At 56.1% G+C, this 15,623-nt stretch carries 16 protein-coding genes; 4 read left to right on the top strand and 12 right to left on the bottom strand.

Annotation, left to right across the window (positions count from 1 at the left end):
* Positions 1-188: hypothetical protein (locus OTG14_RS23215; RefSeq protein ID WP_267215806.1), on the top strand; the 188-nt coding region annotated here is incomplete at its 5' end.
* A 107-nt stretch (positions 189-295) separates the two neighbouring features.
* On the opposite strand, the gene hemG is transcribed toward OTG14_RS23215, so the two are convergent.
* Genes hemG through pepQ form a run of 4 tightly spaced genes read right to left on the bottom strand, consistent with a single transcriptional unit; the run spans position 296 to position 4,288 of the window.
* On the bottom strand, positions 296-841 hold the full coding sequence (gene hemG, locus OTG14_RS23220) for a menaquinone-dependent protoporphyrinogen IX dehydrogenase (protein WP_048992402.1): 546 nt from the start codon (positions 839-841) through the stop codon (positions 296-298).
* Positions 842-851: 10 nt separating this feature from the next.
* Positions 852-2,303, bottom strand: a complete 1,452-nt coding sequence (trkH, locus tag OTG14_RS23225) for a Trk system potassium transporter TrkH (protein ID WP_048992400.1) — start codon at positions 2,301-2,303, stop codon at positions 852-854.
* Between the two features lie 39 nt (positions 2,304-2,342).
* Positions 2,343-2,957: an IMPACT family protein gene (locus OTG14_RS23230; RefSeq protein ID WP_024908007.1), complete on the bottom strand. Its 615-nt coding sequence runs from the start codon at positions 2,955-2,957 to the stop codon at positions 2,343-2,345.
* A complete protein-coding gene (gene pepQ / locus OTG14_RS23235; protein WP_048992398.1) occupies positions 2,957-4,288 on the bottom strand; it encodes a Xaa-Pro dipeptidase in 1,332 nt (443 codons plus the stop codon). The genes OTG14_RS23230 and pepQ overlap by 1 nt, the downstream gene beginning before the upstream one ends.
* Positions 4,289-4,478: 190 nt before the next feature.
* On the opposite strand from pepQ, the gene fadB reads away from it, so the two are divergent.
* Together fadB and fadA are read left to right on the top strand one after the other, a co-directional pair.
* The gene (fadB, locus tag OTG14_RS23240) at positions 4,479-6,668 is read left to right on the top strand and encodes a fatty acid oxidation complex subunit alpha FadB (protein ID WP_048992395.1); all 2,190 of its coding nucleotides are present in this window, start codon (positions 4,479-4,481) and stop codon (positions 6,666-6,668) included.
* Between the two features lie 9 nt (positions 6,669-6,677).
* On the top strand, positions 6,678-7,841 hold the full coding sequence (gene fadA, locus OTG14_RS23245) for an acetyl-CoA C-acyltransferase FadA (protein WP_008501515.1): 1,164 nt from the start codon (positions 6,678-6,680) through the stop codon (positions 7,839-7,841).
* Positions 7,842-8,000: 159 nt separating this feature from the next.
* Here fadA and fre read toward each other — a convergent pair whose 3' ends face one another.
* On the bottom strand, positions 8,001-8,702 hold the full coding sequence (gene fre / locus OTG14_RS23250; RefSeq protein ID WP_008501516.1) for an NAD(P)H-flavin reductase: 702 nt from the start codon (positions 8,700-8,702) through the stop codon (positions 8,001-8,003).
* A 42-nt stretch (positions 8,703-8,744) separates the two neighbouring features.
* On the bottom strand, positions 8,745-10,235 hold the full coding sequence (gene ubiD / locus OTG14_RS23255) for a 4-hydroxy-3-polyprenylbenzoate decarboxylase (RefSeq protein ID WP_161798590.1): 1,491 nt from the start codon (positions 10,233-10,235) through the stop codon (positions 8,745-8,747).
* A gap of 173 nt (positions 10,236-10,408) precedes the next feature.
* On the opposite strand from ubiD, the gene rfaH reads away from it, so the two are divergent.
* Positions 10,409-10,900, top strand: a complete 492-nt coding sequence (gene rfaH / locus OTG14_RS23260) for a transcription/translation regulatory transformer protein RfaH (RefSeq protein WP_023309605.1) — start codon at positions 10,409-10,411, stop codon at positions 10,898-10,900.
* Here the strand turns inward: rfaH and tatD are convergent.
* The 6 genes from tatD to ubiJ all read right to left on the bottom strand — a co-directional run bounded on the left by tatD (position 10,897) and on the right by ubiJ (position 15,613).
* Complete coding sequence (tatD, locus tag OTG14_RS23265; protein WP_267215807.1) at positions 10,897-11,679, bottom strand: 3'-5' ssDNA/RNA exonuclease TatD; 783 nt, start codon at positions 11,677-11,679, stop codon at positions 10,897-10,899. The two genes, rfaH and tatD, sit on opposite strands and share 4 nt — an antisense overlap.
* 41 nt (positions 11,680-11,720) lie before the next feature.
* Entirely contained in the window at positions 11,721-12,491 is a 771-nt protein-coding gene (gene tatC, locus OTG14_RS23270) for a Sec-independent protein translocase subunit TatC (RefSeq protein ID WP_024908002.1), read from the bottom strand.
* A gap of 2 nt (positions 12,492-12,493) precedes the next feature.
* Positions 12,494-13,036 (bottom strand): Sec-independent protein translocase protein TatB, encoded by a 543-nt coding sequence (tatB, locus tag OTG14_RS23275; protein WP_267215808.1) that lies wholly within the window; start codon positions 13,034-13,036, stop codon positions 12,494-12,496.
* Between the two features lie 3 nt (positions 13,037-13,039).
* A complete protein-coding gene (gene tatA / locus OTG14_RS23280) occupies positions 13,040-13,294 on the bottom strand; it encodes a Sec-independent protein translocase subunit TatA (RefSeq protein ID WP_024908000.1) in 255 nt (84 codons plus the stop codon).
* Positions 13,295-13,370: 76 nt separating this feature from the next.
* The gene (gene ubiB, locus OTG14_RS23285; protein WP_024907999.1) at positions 13,371-15,011 is read right to left on the bottom strand and encodes a ubiquinone biosynthesis regulatory protein kinase UbiB; all 1,641 of its coding nucleotides are present in this window, start codon (positions 15,009-15,011) and stop codon (positions 13,371-13,373) included.
* Positions 15,008-15,613, bottom strand: coding sequence for a ubiquinone biosynthesis protein UbiJ (ubiJ, locus tag OTG14_RS23290; protein ID WP_267215809.1), 606 nt, complete (start codon positions 15,611-15,613; stop codon positions 15,008-15,010). The genes ubiB and ubiJ overlap by 4 nt, the downstream gene beginning before the upstream one ends.
* Positions 15,614-15,623 lie beyond the last annotated feature (10 nt).

Consider the following 15,623-nt stretch of genomic DNA (forward strand, 5'->3'; position numbering starts at 1 on the left):
GTATTCATTTTTCGTCCGAGGACGTTAAGAATCCATGTCACTTTGAGTGCCCACACAGATTGTCTGATAAATTGTTAAAGAGCAGTGCCGCTTCGCTTTTCGCTGCGGCGCGGGGTGTGCATATTACGCTTTCCCGCTTCAGAGTCAAGCGTTTATTTTCGCTATTCTCTGCTGACCCGGCGGCGTGATGTGCCGTTGTTCCGTGTCAGTGGAGGCGCATTATAGGGAGTTATTCTGAAGTGACAAGCACAAAATACAAAAAACTTTTCGTTCGCTCACTTTTCAAACTTAACGCTTATTTATGTCGCGAATCGTCCGTTAAATGTGCGATTTCTCGCGCAAAACTGGCTACCTGCGACCAGTCGGTATAAACCACTTCTTTACGCGTGTCGGTTTCGCCCCCCGTCATCTTCATAATAAGACGGATCATAAAGCGGTCATACCAGCGGTAGCGAGGGTAGCGCAGCGCGCCGGCAAAGACGGCGCACAGATCAGGCTGCCACGGCGAGTTGAGTAAAAACTTGCGCGTGTAGCTGTTGGTCTGCGGCGTGCGCTTCTCGGGTTTACGCGCGACCAGATTGACCGAGTAAAACGCACCGGGCAATTTGTTGAGCACCGCCGTATGCTTTTTCACAAAGCGATCCAGCGCCGGATGGAAATGCCCGTAACGAATAGATGCACCAATTACCACGCGGTCGTAATCCTGCCAGCTTATCTGCTCAGCACGGTTCAGGTTCACCACATCAGAGTAAATCCCCAGCTCTTTTAATTCAGATGCCAGATACGCGGCAATCTCACGCGTTTGCCCGTCTCGCGTAGAGAAAAGAATCAGTGTTTTCATCAACGGCTCCTTACTCGCGCCAGAATGTAGGGGTGAACAGCACCAGCAGCGTAAAGACCTCAAGACGACCAAACAGCATATTGGCGATGAGGATCCATTTCGCGACCGGGTTCATACTGGCAAAGTTATCCGCCACAACCCCCAGGCCAGGCCCAAGGTTGTTCAATGTTGCGACGACCGACGCAAAGGCGGAGAAATCATCCACTCCCGTCGCGATAATCGCCAGCATACTGACGATAAAGACCAGCGCATACGCCGAGAAGAACCCCCACACCGCTTCGAGGATACGTTCCGGCAGCGCGCGGTTACCCAGCTTGATGCTGTAGACCGCGTTCGGGTGGACCAGACGCTTCAGCTCACGGTTGCCCTGCTTGAATAGCAGCAGAATACGGATCACCTTCAGGCCACCGCCCGTCGACCCCGCACAGCCGCCGATAAACGCGGAACAGAGCAGAAGCACCGGCAGGAACAGCGGCCAGCGCGCGATGCTGTCCGTAGTAAACCCGGCGGTCGTCGCCATCGATACCACCTGGAAGAAGGCCTGGTTTAGCGTGGTCAACGCGGAGTTGTAAACATCATGGAACCACAGCACCAGGGTACAGATGATCACCAGCGTCAGCTGGACGCCAATGAACATGCGGAACTCAGGGTCACGCCAGTACACCTTCAGGCTGCGCCCGCTCAGTAAAGAGAAGTGCAGGCCATAGTTACAGCCAGAGATCAGCAGGAAAATGGCAATAATCGTGTTAATCGTTGGGCTGTCGAAGTAGCCGATGCTGGCATCGTGGGTGGAGAACCCGCCGATAGCAATCGTCGCGAAGCTGTGTCCGATGGCGTCGAAAGCGGGCATCCCGGCAAACCATAGCGCCAGCGCACAGGCCACCGTCAGCAAGACATAGATAAGCCAGAGAGTTTTCGCCGTCTCAGCAATACGCGGGCGCATCTTGTTATCTTTCAGCGGTCCGGGCATTTCGGCGCGATAGAGCTGCATCCCACCAACGCCCAGAATAGGCAGAATGGCCACCGCCAGGACGATGATCCCCATACCGCCGAACCACTGCAGCATCTGACGATAAAAGAGAATCGCGTGCGGCAGCGAATCCAGTCCTACCAGCGTCGTCGCCCCGGTCGTCGTTAAGCCGGAGAAGGATTCAAAGAAGGCATCCGTGATGCTCAGGTTAGGCTGTTCAGAGAAGATAAAGGGCAGCGAACCGACGCTCCCCAGCACCGTCCAGAACAGGACCACAATCAGAAACCCTTCGCGAGATTTCAGCTCACCTTTCTGGCGACGGTTTGGCCACCACAGCAGCGAGCCAATCGCCAGCGCGACAAAGAAGGTCTGGGTAAATGCCCGCCCCGCGCCGTCCCGGTAGATAAGCGCCACCAGTCCAGGGAGAATCATCGTCCCGGAAAAGAGTATGACCAGCAGTCCAACGATTCGGGTTATGGCACGAAAATGCATCTCTGCCGCTTCCTTTGGTATTCAAAAGTGAGGTGGGGATTATTCTTCAATCGGCAGCAATTGCAACGAACCACGACTAAAATCTGCCAGTTTTGCTGAAAAAGCAGCCAGTTCCGCCTGAGGAAGCGCCACGCGTAATTGCACCATTGCCTGATATTCACTGTGTGCGATGACACCGTTAAACTGCCTCAGAAGCGCTTCAATACCCGATAGCTGGGCGTAATCGCATAATAAAGTATATTCGGTAAGCGGCGTTTTGCGGGTAGTGACCAGCATATTAAGCGCCTGCTGTACGCCCCCACCATAGGCTTTAACCAGCCCACCGGTGCCTAACAAAATGCCGCCGTAGTAGCGCACCACCACGGCGGTTATTTCGCCCACGCCGCTGCCCATTAGCTGGGAGAGCATGGGTTTACCGGCCGTGCCCGCCGGTTCACCGTCATCGGAAAACCCCAGCTGCTGCGAATCGTCCGGCGGCCCTGCTACCCACGCCACGCAGTGGTGACGGGCGTCAGGATGCTCAGCCCGGACGGACTCGACAAACGCTTTTGCCGCCTCTACGCCATCGGTATGAGCCAGCAGCGTAATAAAGCGGCTTTTCTTGATTTCCTCAACAAAGGTGACCGGTTCAGCCGGTATCAGCCAGCTTTCCATCAGGCCAGCTTCAGGTCTCGCGTCATATTCTCGATACCGTTTTCGTGAACCACCACGTTATCTTCGATACGAATACCGCCAAACGGCTTCAGCGCTTCAATTTTTTCCCAGTTGAAGTGCTTGCTGAACTGGCCTTCACGCCACGGCGCCAGCAGGGATTCGATAAAGTAGATCCCCGGTTCAATCGTCAGCACCATGCGCGGTTCCAGAATGCGGGTGCAGCGCAGGTAAGGATATTTAGACGGTGCCGCCAGATGTGTACCGGTATCATCCTGCATAAAGCCCGCAACGTCGTGCACCTGCAGGCCCAGCGGGTGACCAATGCCGTGCGGCATGAAGGGCCCGGTCAGATCGTTCTCGACCATCGCCTCTTCGCTCATGTCTTTCACAATCTGGTGCTTACGCAGCAGTTTGGCGATGCGCTGATGGAACTGGATGTGGTAATCCACATAGCTGGTGCCCGCCTTCATGGTGCCAATCAGCGCCAGCTGTTCATCGTTCACGTCTTTAATCAGCTGCGCGAAATCGGTGTCCGCATTCGCCGCCCAGGTACGGGTCAGGTCAGCCGCGTAGCCGTTATACTCTGCCCCTGCGTCCAGCAGGAAGCTGCGCATTTCCGACGGAACATGGTGATCCAGTTTGGTGTAGTGAAGCACAGACGCGTGCTCGTTGAGCGCGACAATGTTGCTGTACGGCACGTCGGTATCACGGTGGCCTGTCGCGGTCAGATAGGCCTGATTGATGTCGAACTCGCTCATCCCCGACTGGAACGCTTCGTGCGCGGCACGGTGGCCGTTCACCGCCGTTTTTTGCGCTTCACGCATGCAGTAAAGTTCATAGTCGGTTTTATATGCGCGGTAATAGTGCAGGTAATCCAGCACCCCTTTCGGATTGAGTTTGTCTGCCGGAATATCCAGACTCAGCGCACGCTCCGGAACAGGGCCAATGTAGCCGATGTTGCCGCGCGCGGCAGGCAGTTGGCTGCCAATACCATCCGCTTTCGGCAGTGCAATCACTTCTATCTCTTCCGTCCAGAAAGAGGTCGGCAGCGGTTCTACGTTGTGCCAGTAATCGACCGGCAGGTAGAACCACAGTTTCGGTTTGTTCACGCCATCCACCAGCAGCCAGCAATTTGGAACCTGCGTCACCGGTACCCAGGCTTTAAACTGCGGGTTCACCTTAAACGGATAAGCGTGGTCATCCAGAAAGGTATTCATCAGCTCGCCGGAGTGGATCAGCAGCGCATCCAGCTTAAAGCGGGCCAGTACATCGCGGGTACGTTCTTGTAGGGTAACGATATGATTTTTATAAAGCGAAGCCAGTGAGTCCATCATTCTTCCTTTCATTTTTTTGACCTCAAGTCATCGCATCTTAGCACACCTCACTCCGGCTGCGTGATTTCCACCGACCGTGATCAATGCAGCATTTTCTTAATGAGTAATTTGCATTTTATTAACATAAATCCCACACTCCGATTCATCTGGTATGACCAGATCCAATTGCTGGATTCAGGAGACTGACATGCTCTACAAAGGCGACACCCTGTACCTCAACTGGCTGGAAGATGGCATTGCCGAACTGGTGTTCGATGCCCCCGGCTCAGTGAACAAGCTTGATACCGCGACGGTGGCCAGTCTTGGCCAGGCGCTGGATATTCTTGAAAAACAACCTGAATTAAAAGGGCTGCTGCTGCGTTCGAACAAAGCGGCCTTTATCGTCGGTGCCGATATCACCGAGTTCCTTTCGCTTTTCCTGGTCCCGGAAGAACAGCTGAGCCAGTGGCTGCACTTTGCCAACAGCGTCTTTAATCGTCTGGAAGATCTGCCTGTCCCGACCATTTCCGCCGTTAACGGCTATGCGCTGGGCGGTGGCTGCGAGTGCGTGCTGGCGACCGACTATCGCCTGGCGACGCCGGACCTGCGCATCGGCCTGCCGGAAACCAAGCTGGGCATCATGCCGGGCTTTGGCGGCTCCGTGCGTATGCCGCGCATGCTGGGTGCCGACAGCGCGCTGGAGATCATTGCCGCAGGTAAAGACGTCGGCGCAGAACAGGCGCAGAAAATCGGCCTGGTCGACGGCGTTGTGAAACCTGAGAAGCTGGTTGAAGGTGCTGTCGCCATTCTGCGTCAGGCGATTAACGGCGATCTCGACTGGAGAGCCAAACGCCAGCCGAAGCTGGAACCGTTAAAACTCAGCAAAATTGAAGCCACCATGAGCTTCACCATCGCCAAAGGCATGGTCATGCAGACGGCGGGTAAACACTACCCGGCGCCAATCACGGCGGTGAAAACCATTGAAGCGGCTGCCCGTCTCGGACGTGATGACGCGCTGAAGCTCGAAAATCAGAGCTTTGTCCCGCTGGCGCATACCAATGAAGCTCGCGCGCTGGTCGGTATCTTCCTTAACGATCAGTTCGTAAAAGGTAAAGCCAAACAGCTGACTAAAAACGTTGAGACGCCAAAACATGCGGCGGTACTCGGCGCGGGCATTATGGGTGGCGGCATCGCATACCAGTCGGCCTGGAAAGGCGTGCCGGTAGTGATGAAAGACATCAGCGAGAAATCCCTGACGCTGGGCATGACCGAAGCGGCCAAGCTGCTGAATAAACAGCTGGAACGCGGAAAAATTGACGGGCTGAAGCTTGCAGGCGTGATCTCCACCATTCAGCCCGTGCTGGAATACAGCGGTTTCGACCGTGTCGACGTGGTGGTCGAAGCCGTCGTCGAGAACCCGAAGGTTAAAAAAGCGGTGCTGGCGGAAACGGAAGACAAGGTTCGTCCTGAGACCGTGCTGGCCTCTAACACCTCCACCATTCCAATCAGCGAACTGGCGAGCGTGCTGAAGCGTCCGGAAAACTTCTGCGGTATGCACTTCTTCAACCCGGTACACCGTATGCCGCTGGTCGAAGTGATCCGTGGGGAAAAAACCTCTGACGAAACCATCGCTAAAGTGGTGGCCTGGGCCAGCAAGATGGGCAAAACGCCGATCGTCGTTAACGACTGCCCGGGCTTCTTCGTCAACCGCGTGCTGTTCCCTTACTTCGCCGGTTTCAGCCAGCTGCTGCGCGACGGCGCGGACTTCCGCAAAATCGACAAAGTGATGGAAAAACAGTTCGGCTGGCCGATGGGCCCGGCGTATCTGCTGGACGTGGTCGGCATTGATACCGCCCACCACGCCCAGGCGGTAATGGCGGCAGGCTTCCCGCAGCGTATGCAGAAAGATTATCGCGACGCCATTGACGCGCTGTTCGACGCTAACCGCTTCGGTCAGAAAAACGGTCTGGGCTTCTGGCGCTATAAAGAAGACAGCAAAGGCAAACCGAAGAAAGAAGAAGACGCCGCGGTGGATGGCCTGCTGGCCGACGTTAGCCTGCCGAAACGCGACTTCACCGACGACGAGATCATCGCCCGCATGATGATCCCGATGATCAACGAAGTGGTGCGTTGCCTCGAAGAAGGCATTATCGCCAGCCCGGCGGAAGCGGATATGGCGCTGGTATACGGCCTGGGCTTCCCTCCGTTCCACGGCGGCGCGTTCCGCTGGCTGGACACGCTCGGCAGCGCCCGCTATCTCGATATGGCTCAGCAGTATCAGCACCTCGGCCCGCTGTATGAAGTGCCGGAAGGGCTGCGTAACAAAGCGCGCCATAACGAACCCTACTATCCAGCAGTTGAGCCAGCCCGTCCGGTTGGCGAGCTGAAAACGGCTTAAGGAGTCACAATGGAAAAGGTTGTCATTGTTGATGCGATTCGCACCCCGATGGGCCGTTCAAAAGGCGGCGCGTTCCGTAACGTGCGTGCGGAAGACCTCTCCGCGCATCTGATGCGTAGCCTGCTGGCGCGTAACCCGGCGCTGGATCCTGCTGCGCTGGACGATATCTACTGGGGCTGCGTGCAGCAGACCCTGGAGCAAGGTTTCAATATCGCCCGTAACGCGTCGCTGCTGGCGGAGATCCCGCATTCGGTTCCGGCCGTCACCGTGAACCGCCTGTGCGGTTCGTCAATGCAGGCGCTGCACGACGCGGCGCGCATGATCATGACCGGCGATGCGCAGGCCTGTCTGGTGGGCGGCGTTGAGCACATGGGCCATGTGCCGATGAGCCACGGGGTCGATTTCCACCCGGGGATGAGCCGTAACGTGGCGAAAGCCGCGGGGATGATGGGTCTGACCGCCGAGATGCTTTCTCGTCTGCACGGCATCAGCCGTGAAATGCAGGATGCCTTTGCCGCGCGCTCTCACGCTCGCGCATGGGCGGCGACACAGTCCGGTGCCTTTAAGAATGAGATCATCCCGACCGGCGGTCACGACGCAGACGGTGTACTGAAGCAGTTCAGCTACGACGAAGTCATCCGCCCGGAAACCACGGTCGAAGCGCTGTCTACCCTGCGCCCGGCGTTTGATCCGGTCACCGGTACGGTCACGGCGGGAACGTCGTCCGCCCTGTCCGACGGTGCCGCGGCGATGCTGGTGATGAGCGAAAGCCGTGCCCGCGAGCTGGGCTTAACCCCTCGCGCTCGGGTACGTTCGATGGCGGTCGTGGGCTGCGATCCGTCAATCATGGGCTACGGCCCGGTTCCGGCCTCGAAGCTGGCGCTGAAAAAAGCGGGATTAACCGCCAGCGACATCGATCTGTTTGAGATGAATGAAGCCTTCGCCGCACAGATCCTGCCGTGCATTAAAGATCTGGGGCTGATGGAGCAGATCGACGAGAAGATTAACCTCAACGGCGGCGCGATCGCCCTAGGTCACCCGCTGGGCTGCTCCGGGGCGCGCATCAGCACGACGCTGATCAACCTGATGGAACGCAAAGATGCCCAGTTTGGTCTGGCAACGATGTGTATCGGGCTGGGTCAGGGTATCGCGACGGTGTTTGAGAGAGTGTAGGTCTAATACGTAGGCCCGATAAGCATCGCGCCATCGGGCTTTTGCCGGGAGGCGCTGCGCTTTCCCGGCCTAAGAGAGGTACCTCGCCGCCAGTGGCGTCACTGGCGAAGAGAGAGTTTAGTTGCCGTTCTTCCCGCCTGTCAGGGGCGGGTTTTTTATTTAAATGAAGGCAAACGCATCGCCAAACAGGCGGTCTTCACGCGCATCACGTTCGTTACAGAACAGATCGCGGGCGATTTTCGCCATCTCGAAACGGCCAGCGATATAGATATCGTGCCCAGCCAGCGTACCGTGATCCTGCAGCACCGCCGTCAGCACCGTACCGCTACGCCCGCGCCAGCCCTCTTCCGGCTGCTCAACCACCGGCTCAATGCGCAGGTTAGGATGGGTGACGCTCAGCGCTTCCAGTTCAGACAGATCGTACAGATGTTTCTCTTCGCGGCCACCCCAGTAAATGGTGATGTCCCGGTCCGGGTTACGCGCCAGTGCGGTCAACAGAATAGAGCGCACATAAGAGAAGCCCGTACCGCCAGCGATCAGGATCAGCGGACGGTCTTCGTCATCGCGCAGCCACGCATCACCGTGCGGAATATCCACCACGATTTCACGTTCCTTCAGGATGCGATCCATCACCGCCATCGCATACAGGTTAAGCTCTGACGCACCAATATGAAGCTCAATAAATTCCTGCTCCGCTGGCGTGGAGGCCATAGAGAAAGGACGCTTATCACGCTCATCCATCACAACCATCAGGTACTGACCCGCGCGGAAAGAGAATGGCGCTTCTGGCACTAAACGGACGCGATATACGGTGTCGGTGATGGCATCTACCGAGGTCACTTTACAGCTTAAGGTTGTCATTCGCTCTCTCTGTCGGGAAGTCTATAGGGCTTAACGGTCAGCTCAGGGTTTACCGTTATTCATTATGGCCAGCTCGTCCCAGATCGCGTCAATGCGCGCGGTCACAGCAGGATCTTTTTTGATCGGGCGACCCCATTCACGGTCGGTTTCGCCAGGCCATTTATTTGTGGCATCCAGTCCCATCTTTGAGCCAAGACCGGAAACCGGCGAGGCAAAATCCAGATAATCAATCGGCGTGTTTTCGACTAACACCGTATCGCGCGCCGGGTCCATTCGCGTGGTAATGGCCCAGATTACGTCATTCCAGTCGCGGGCGTTAACGTCATCATCGCAGACAATAACAAATTTGGTATACATAAACTGGCGCAGGAAAGACCATACGCCCATCATCACGCGTTTAGCATGACCAGGATACTGCTTCTTCATCGTGACCACCGCCATGCGATACGAGCATCCTTCAGGCGGCAGATAAAAATCAACTATTTCCGGAAACTGCTTTTGCAGGATCGGCACAAACACTTCATTCAGCGCCACGCCCAGCACCGCCGGTTCGTCCGGTGGACGTCCGGTATACGTGGAGTGATAAATCGCATCTTCACGCTGCGTAATGTGCGTCACGGTAAACACCGGGAAGTTATCCACCTCGTTGTAATAGCCGGTGTGGTCGCCGTAAGGGCCTTCTGGCGCCATTTCACCCTGCTCAAGGTAACCCTCAAGCACAATTTCGGCACTGGCCGGAACTTCGAGATCGTTAGAGATACACTTCACGACTTCGGTTTTCGTTCCGCGCAGCAGGCCTGCAAACGCATATTCAGAAAGGGTATCCGGCACGGGGGTGACGGCTCCCAGAATGGTGGCCGGATCGGCGCCTAAAGCAACGGACACCGGGAAACGTTCACCCGGATGCGCAGCACACCACTCCTGGAAATCCAGCGCGCCGCCGCGATGCGACAGCCAGCGCATGATGAGTTTATTCTTGCCAATCAGCTGCTGGCGGTAAATACCGAGGTTTTGCCGCTCTTTGTGCGGGCCGCGCGTAACGGTGAGCCCCCAGGTGATCAGCGGCGCAGCATCTTCCGGCCAGCACTGCATGACAGGGATTTTGGTCAGATCAACCGCATCGCCTTCCAGCACCTTCTGCTGGCACGGCGCGCCGCGCAGGCGTTTAGTGGGCATGTTCAGCACCTGCTTAAACTGCGGCAGTTTGTCGAACAGATCGCGGAAGCCTTTCGGTGGCTCCGGCTCTTTCAGAAACGCCAGCAGCTTACCGACTTCGCGCAGCGCCGTGACGTCTTCCTGCCCCATCCCCAGTGCGACGCGACGCGGTGTACCAAACAGGTTGCACAGCACCGGCATGGAGTACCCTTTCGGATTTTCAAACAGTAACGCGGGGCCACCGGCACGCAGGGTGCGGTCAGCAATTTCTGTCATCTCCAGATAAGGATCAACAGGAAGTGTAATACGTTTGAGTTCACCCTGCTTTTCCAGCAGCGTCAGGAAGTCGCGGAGATCGTGGTATTTCATGCAGTTAATCATGGCCTCTCTGTAAGCGCTTCATTATACGGCGTAAGCCTGCTTGATGCTGTAATTTTGTTAAATTAGCGTGAAGTTATGCGTTCTGTCCCATTTTCGCCCATTATAATCAACTTAGCGATCCCGCCAGGGTTTTGATATGCTTGCGCCCCGAACTAAGGGAAAGAGTGATTATGCAGGCCTGGTATTTACTGTATTGCAAACGCGGGCAACTTCAGCGCGCGCAGGAACATCTTGAACGTCAGTCTGTAAATTGCCTGACACCCGTGATCACGCTTGAAAAAATGCAGCGCGGGAAGCGCACAACCGTCAGTGAGCCGTTGTTCCCGAACTACCTGTTCGTGGAGTTCGACCCGGAAGTCATCCACACCACCACCATCAGCGCCACGCGTGGCGTCAGCCACTTCGTTCGTTTTGGTGCTCACCCGGCAACGGTTCCGTCGACGGTCATTCATCAGCTGTCGATTTATCAACAGCCTGAAGGGATCACCGACCCCGAAACCCCTTACACGGGCGATAGCGTCGTAATTACCGAAGGCGCTTTCGAAGGTCTGCAGGCGATTTTTGCCGAGCCGGACGGAGAAGCGCGCTCTATGCTGTTGCTCAATCTGCTGAACAAGCAGGTGCTGCAGAGCGTTAAAAACACCGACTTCCGCAAACTTTAAACGTTTATTCCGAACAGATTACGCACGTTGTTATCCGTCTGCGCCGAAAGCCAGTGCGGATCCTCTCCGCGCCACTTCGCAACGCTCTCAACAATGTGCCCCAGATACGCGGGCTCATTTCGCCGCGATGCCGGTTTGGGTTTCATATCGCGCGGTAGCAGATAGGGTGCATCGGTTTCAAGGAGCAACCGGTCAGCCGGGATCGCTGGCAACAGCTCCCGAAGTTCGAGCCCGCGACGCTCATCGCAAACCCAGCCAGTAACACCCAGATAAAGCCCTCGCTTCAGGCAATCCAGTGCTTCCTGTCGTGAACCGGTAAAGCAGTGGAGTACCGCGCCGGGCAGTTTCTCCAGCCACGGATCCAGAAGTGCCAGGAAACGCTCATGCGCGTCGCGGCAGTGCATAAATACGGGCATTCCAAGCTCTGCCGCCAGCGCAAGCTGGGCAGTGAATGCTTTTTCCTGCTCTTCAGGCGTGGAAAAGTTACGGTTGAAATCGAGACCGCATTCGCCGATCGCTACCACTTCTGGCGTCTTCGCCAGCCTGTACAGGGTGTCGCCACTTTCCGGGGTCCACTGGCTACTGTCGTGAGGATGTACACCAGCAGTAGACCAACAGCGATCGTAGCGTTGCGCCAGCTGCTGCGCCTGCTCGCTCTCATGCAGGTTGGTGCCCGTCAGCAGCAGCCCTTTCACCCCGGCAGCAAACGCGCGCGCAACCACCTCATCGCGATCTTTCGCAAACTGCGAACTGGTCAGGTTGAGTCCGATATCAAACATGTGAATCCCCATATAACAACCGCCCTGACGGGCGGCTGGTTTTACTCTTCAGTGGTCTTGTCGGACGTATCGTCTTCGTCATCCGACCGACGCCCTTTACCCACGTAGAACCTTGAGAAGAAGACGCCGACCTCAAACAGGCAGTACATCGGTATGGCCAGCAGCGTCTGCGAGAACACATCCGGCGGTGTCAGCAGCATGCCGACCACAAAGGCGCCCACCAGGATATACGGACGCTTCTTACGCAGGTCATCCGGGGTTGTTACCCCTACCCAGCAAAGCAGCACAATGGCCACCGGCACTTCGAATGCCACGCCAAACGCCATAAATAACGCCATCACAAAGCTGAGGTAGCTGGCGATATCCGTCGACACCTGGACCCCTTCCGGCGCGGTATGCGTCAGGAAGCCGAAGGCCAGCGGGAAGACAACGAAATAGGCAAACGCCATGCCGATATAGAACAGCAGCGAGCTGGAGACCAGCAGCGGGATCACCAGCTTGCGTTCGTGCTTATACAGTGCTGGCGCCACAAACGCCCACACCTGATAAAGAATGACCGGCGCTGAGGCAATCAACGACACCCAGAAGGTCAGCTTGATGGGGGTAAAGAACGGAGAAGCAACGTCTGTTGCAATCATCGTTGCGCCCAGCGGCATCTGCTTAATCAGCGGTGCAGAGACCACCTGATAGATATCGTTGGCAAAATAGACCAGGCACAGGAATATGAGTAAAACCGCAATAATGCAGTTTAACAGGCGCTTACGCAGCTCAATGAGGTGCGCAATCAGCGGTTGAGTATCATCTACTGCCATGTTTACGCTTTATCACTCGACGAGGGGGATGATTCGGAAACGGACGCAGCGTGCTTCACTTCCGCCGTTTTTGCCACCGGCTCTTCCGGCTGCACCTGTTTTTTCACTTCGGTTTCCTGCGGCGTCTGTTCTGGCGCGGCAGCCTGATGTTCTGCGCTGGCAGGCGTTACGCCCTCGCGCTGCTCCTCGCTGCCCTTCACCACCGGGTTATGGATGGTGTTCGCTTCATCGCTCGCTTTTTCAGGATCGTTAACGCTGTAGGAGCGCTTCATGGATTCCGCCGCTTCGCGCAGCTCATCCATTGACGCTTTCAGTTCCGGCGTCAGGTTATCCATGCTCGCCTTCTCGACCTTTTTAAGGCTTTCCTGAAATTCCTGCAGCTTAAGCTCCTGCGCCAGCTCATTCTGAACGGTCGATGCCAGCGATCTCAGCGCACGAACCCAGCCCGCAACGGTCTTCACCGCCACCGGCAGACGCTGCGGCCCCAGCACAATCAGGCCAATCACAAAGACCAGCAGGAGCTCACTAAAACCAATGTCGAACACGACTTACACCTGCTCTTTATCGTGGCGTTTAGCGTCTTCCTTTTTGGCTTCTTCCTGCTTATCGGCGATGGACTTAGCAGTAAAATCAGCGTCCTGGCTGGTTTTATCCTGCTTGCTCTCATCATCGCTCATCGCTTTCTTGAAGCCTTTGATAGACGCGCCCAGGTCGGAACCAATAGAACCGAGCTTTTTGGTGCCAAACAGCAGCACGACGATGACGGCAATGATCAACAATTGCCAGATACTGATACCACCCATACATGTTCCTCAGGGATAGATGATTAATTAGTCAGGTCGCATTATACGTATGCGACCCGTCGATAGCGACGCAAACTCAGCGCGTTTTTCGCCATCCGGCAAGCCAGACAACCACCCCGGCGGCCATCAGCCAGGCGGGCATCATCTGCCAGTCCGGACGGTTGATCAGCAGCAGCGTACCGCTCAACAGCAGCGTTGCGCCAATCCCAAAGAGATAGCGTGACTGGCCCTGGCGAACCCGGCTGGACTGAAGCTCGCGGGCGATTTTATCCATGCTGTGCTGAAGGTTCTTGCTCTGACGCAAACTGTCATAAACCAGTTCAGGAATTTCAGGCATTTTTTCTATCCAGAACGGGCCTTTCTCTTTCAGCGAGCGCACCAGCGCCGGAATACCAACCTGATCCTTAATCCAGGACTCAAGGAAAGGTTTCGCGGTCTTCCACAAGTCTAACTGAGGATAGAGCTGTCGGCCTACACCCTCAACGTAAAGTAATGTTTTCTGAAGTAAAACTAGCTGTGGCTGAACTTCCATATTAAAGCGGCGAGCCGTGTTGAACAGGTTTAACAGCACGTGCCCGAAGGAGATTTCCGCCAGCGGTTTTTCAAAAATCGGTTCACAAACGGTCCGGATCGCGAACTCGAACTCCTCGACGTTGGTGTCCGGCGGCACCCAGCCTGAATCGACGTGCAGCTCGGCCACCTTACGGTAGTCGCGGTTGAAGAACGCGATGAAGTTCTCTGCCAGATACCGTTTATCTTCCTTGTTCAGCGACCCCACAATCCCGCAGTCGATACCGATGTACTTCGGATCCTCAGGGTGTTCGTAGCTCACGAAGATATTGCCCGGATGCATGTCCGCATGGAAAAAGCTGTCGCGGAACACCTGGGTAAAGAAGACCTGTACCCCACGCTCGGCCAACAGCTTCATGTTCGTTCCCTGCTTCTCCAGGGCCACCACATCCGAAACCGGAATACCGTAGATTCGCTCCATCACCATCATGTTCTGGCTGCAGTAGTCAGAATAGACTTCAGGGACATAGAGCATCGGGCTGTTTTCAAAGTTGCGACGCAGCTGAATGGCGTTTGCCGATTCGCGCAGCAGGTTAAGCTCATCAATCAGCGTTTTTTCATATTCCCGCACCACTTCCAGTGGACGAAGGCGACGCCCGTCCGGCAGCAAGCGTGGTACCCAGCGCGCCAGACGATAAATCAGCTTCATGTCTGCTTTGATGATGGGCAGGATGTCCGGACGAATGACCTTAATAACAACTTCTTTGCCGTTTTCTTTCAGACGCGCGGTATGCACCTGCGCGATAGAGGCCGATGCCAGTGGGTGAATGTCGAAATCGTCAAACCAGGTCTCGACGGGTACATTTCCCATCGCCTCTTCAATTTGCTTTTTCGCGCGCGCGCCGTCAAACGGTGCGACGCGGTCCTGCAGCATCGCGAGTTCATCAGCAATCAGCGGCGGGAAGAGATCGCGACGGGTCGACAGCATCTGTCCAAATTTAATCCAAACCGGACCGAGCTCCTGCAGCGCCAGGCGAAGACGCTCACCCAGCGGTTGACCTTTATGGCGATTGGGCATCCAGAACAGCATCCGCCGCCAGATACGAAGCGGCAGCGTGATACGCATTTTGGGGATAAGCTCGTCGAGCCCGTAGCTCAAAAAGGTGCGAATAATAAAATAGAGGCGCCGAATTTCACCAGGCGTCATTTGCCCTCCAGTTTTTCCAGCCGTTTGGTTAACGCATCAACCGCACGTTCAACAGCAGCGGTCTCTTCCGCAAACCACGCCACTTCCAGTGGACCGGGCGCCATTCGCCACTCCTCCGTCAGCACTTCCGCCGCATAGCGTTGCTGACGTTGCAGGCTTTTACGCGCAAAGGAGGAGCCACCCTGAAGGACTTTCCCGATGCCTTCGGCGGCGATGTCGCCGATAAAAGGCACGAGCAGCTCTGCCGGGTCGAACTCCGCCAGATCGGTGAGCGCAACGAAGTTCTGCACGACCTGAATGTCGCCTTCTACTTCCAGCTCACCGCTGCGGATAAGCGCCGTTAATTGCTGGCGATCGCGCAGTTTTGGCAGCACGCTCATGTGCGTGATGACCGAGCAGTCAGCTTCACCTTCCCACTCCCCCAGTACGTCAAGCTGGCGTTCGCTGAAGACCAGTACAAGCGGCGTCGATAACTCTTTTAAAACAATGCGCAATACCTTCCCGTTTAGCCGCTGACGCGCAGCTTTCAGCGCCGGAGCGCGATACAGGAAAGCGTTCAGTACATTCTCGATGCCTGCGGAGACTAAGGGTTTAAAGGGCACGGGACACCTC

Origin of the sequence: Enterobacter pseudoroggenkampii (assembly GCF_026420145.1) — a bacterium.
Taxonomy (GTDB): Bacteria; Pseudomonadota; Gammaproteobacteria; order Enterobacterales; family Enterobacteriaceae; genus Enterobacter; species Enterobacter pseudoroggenkampii.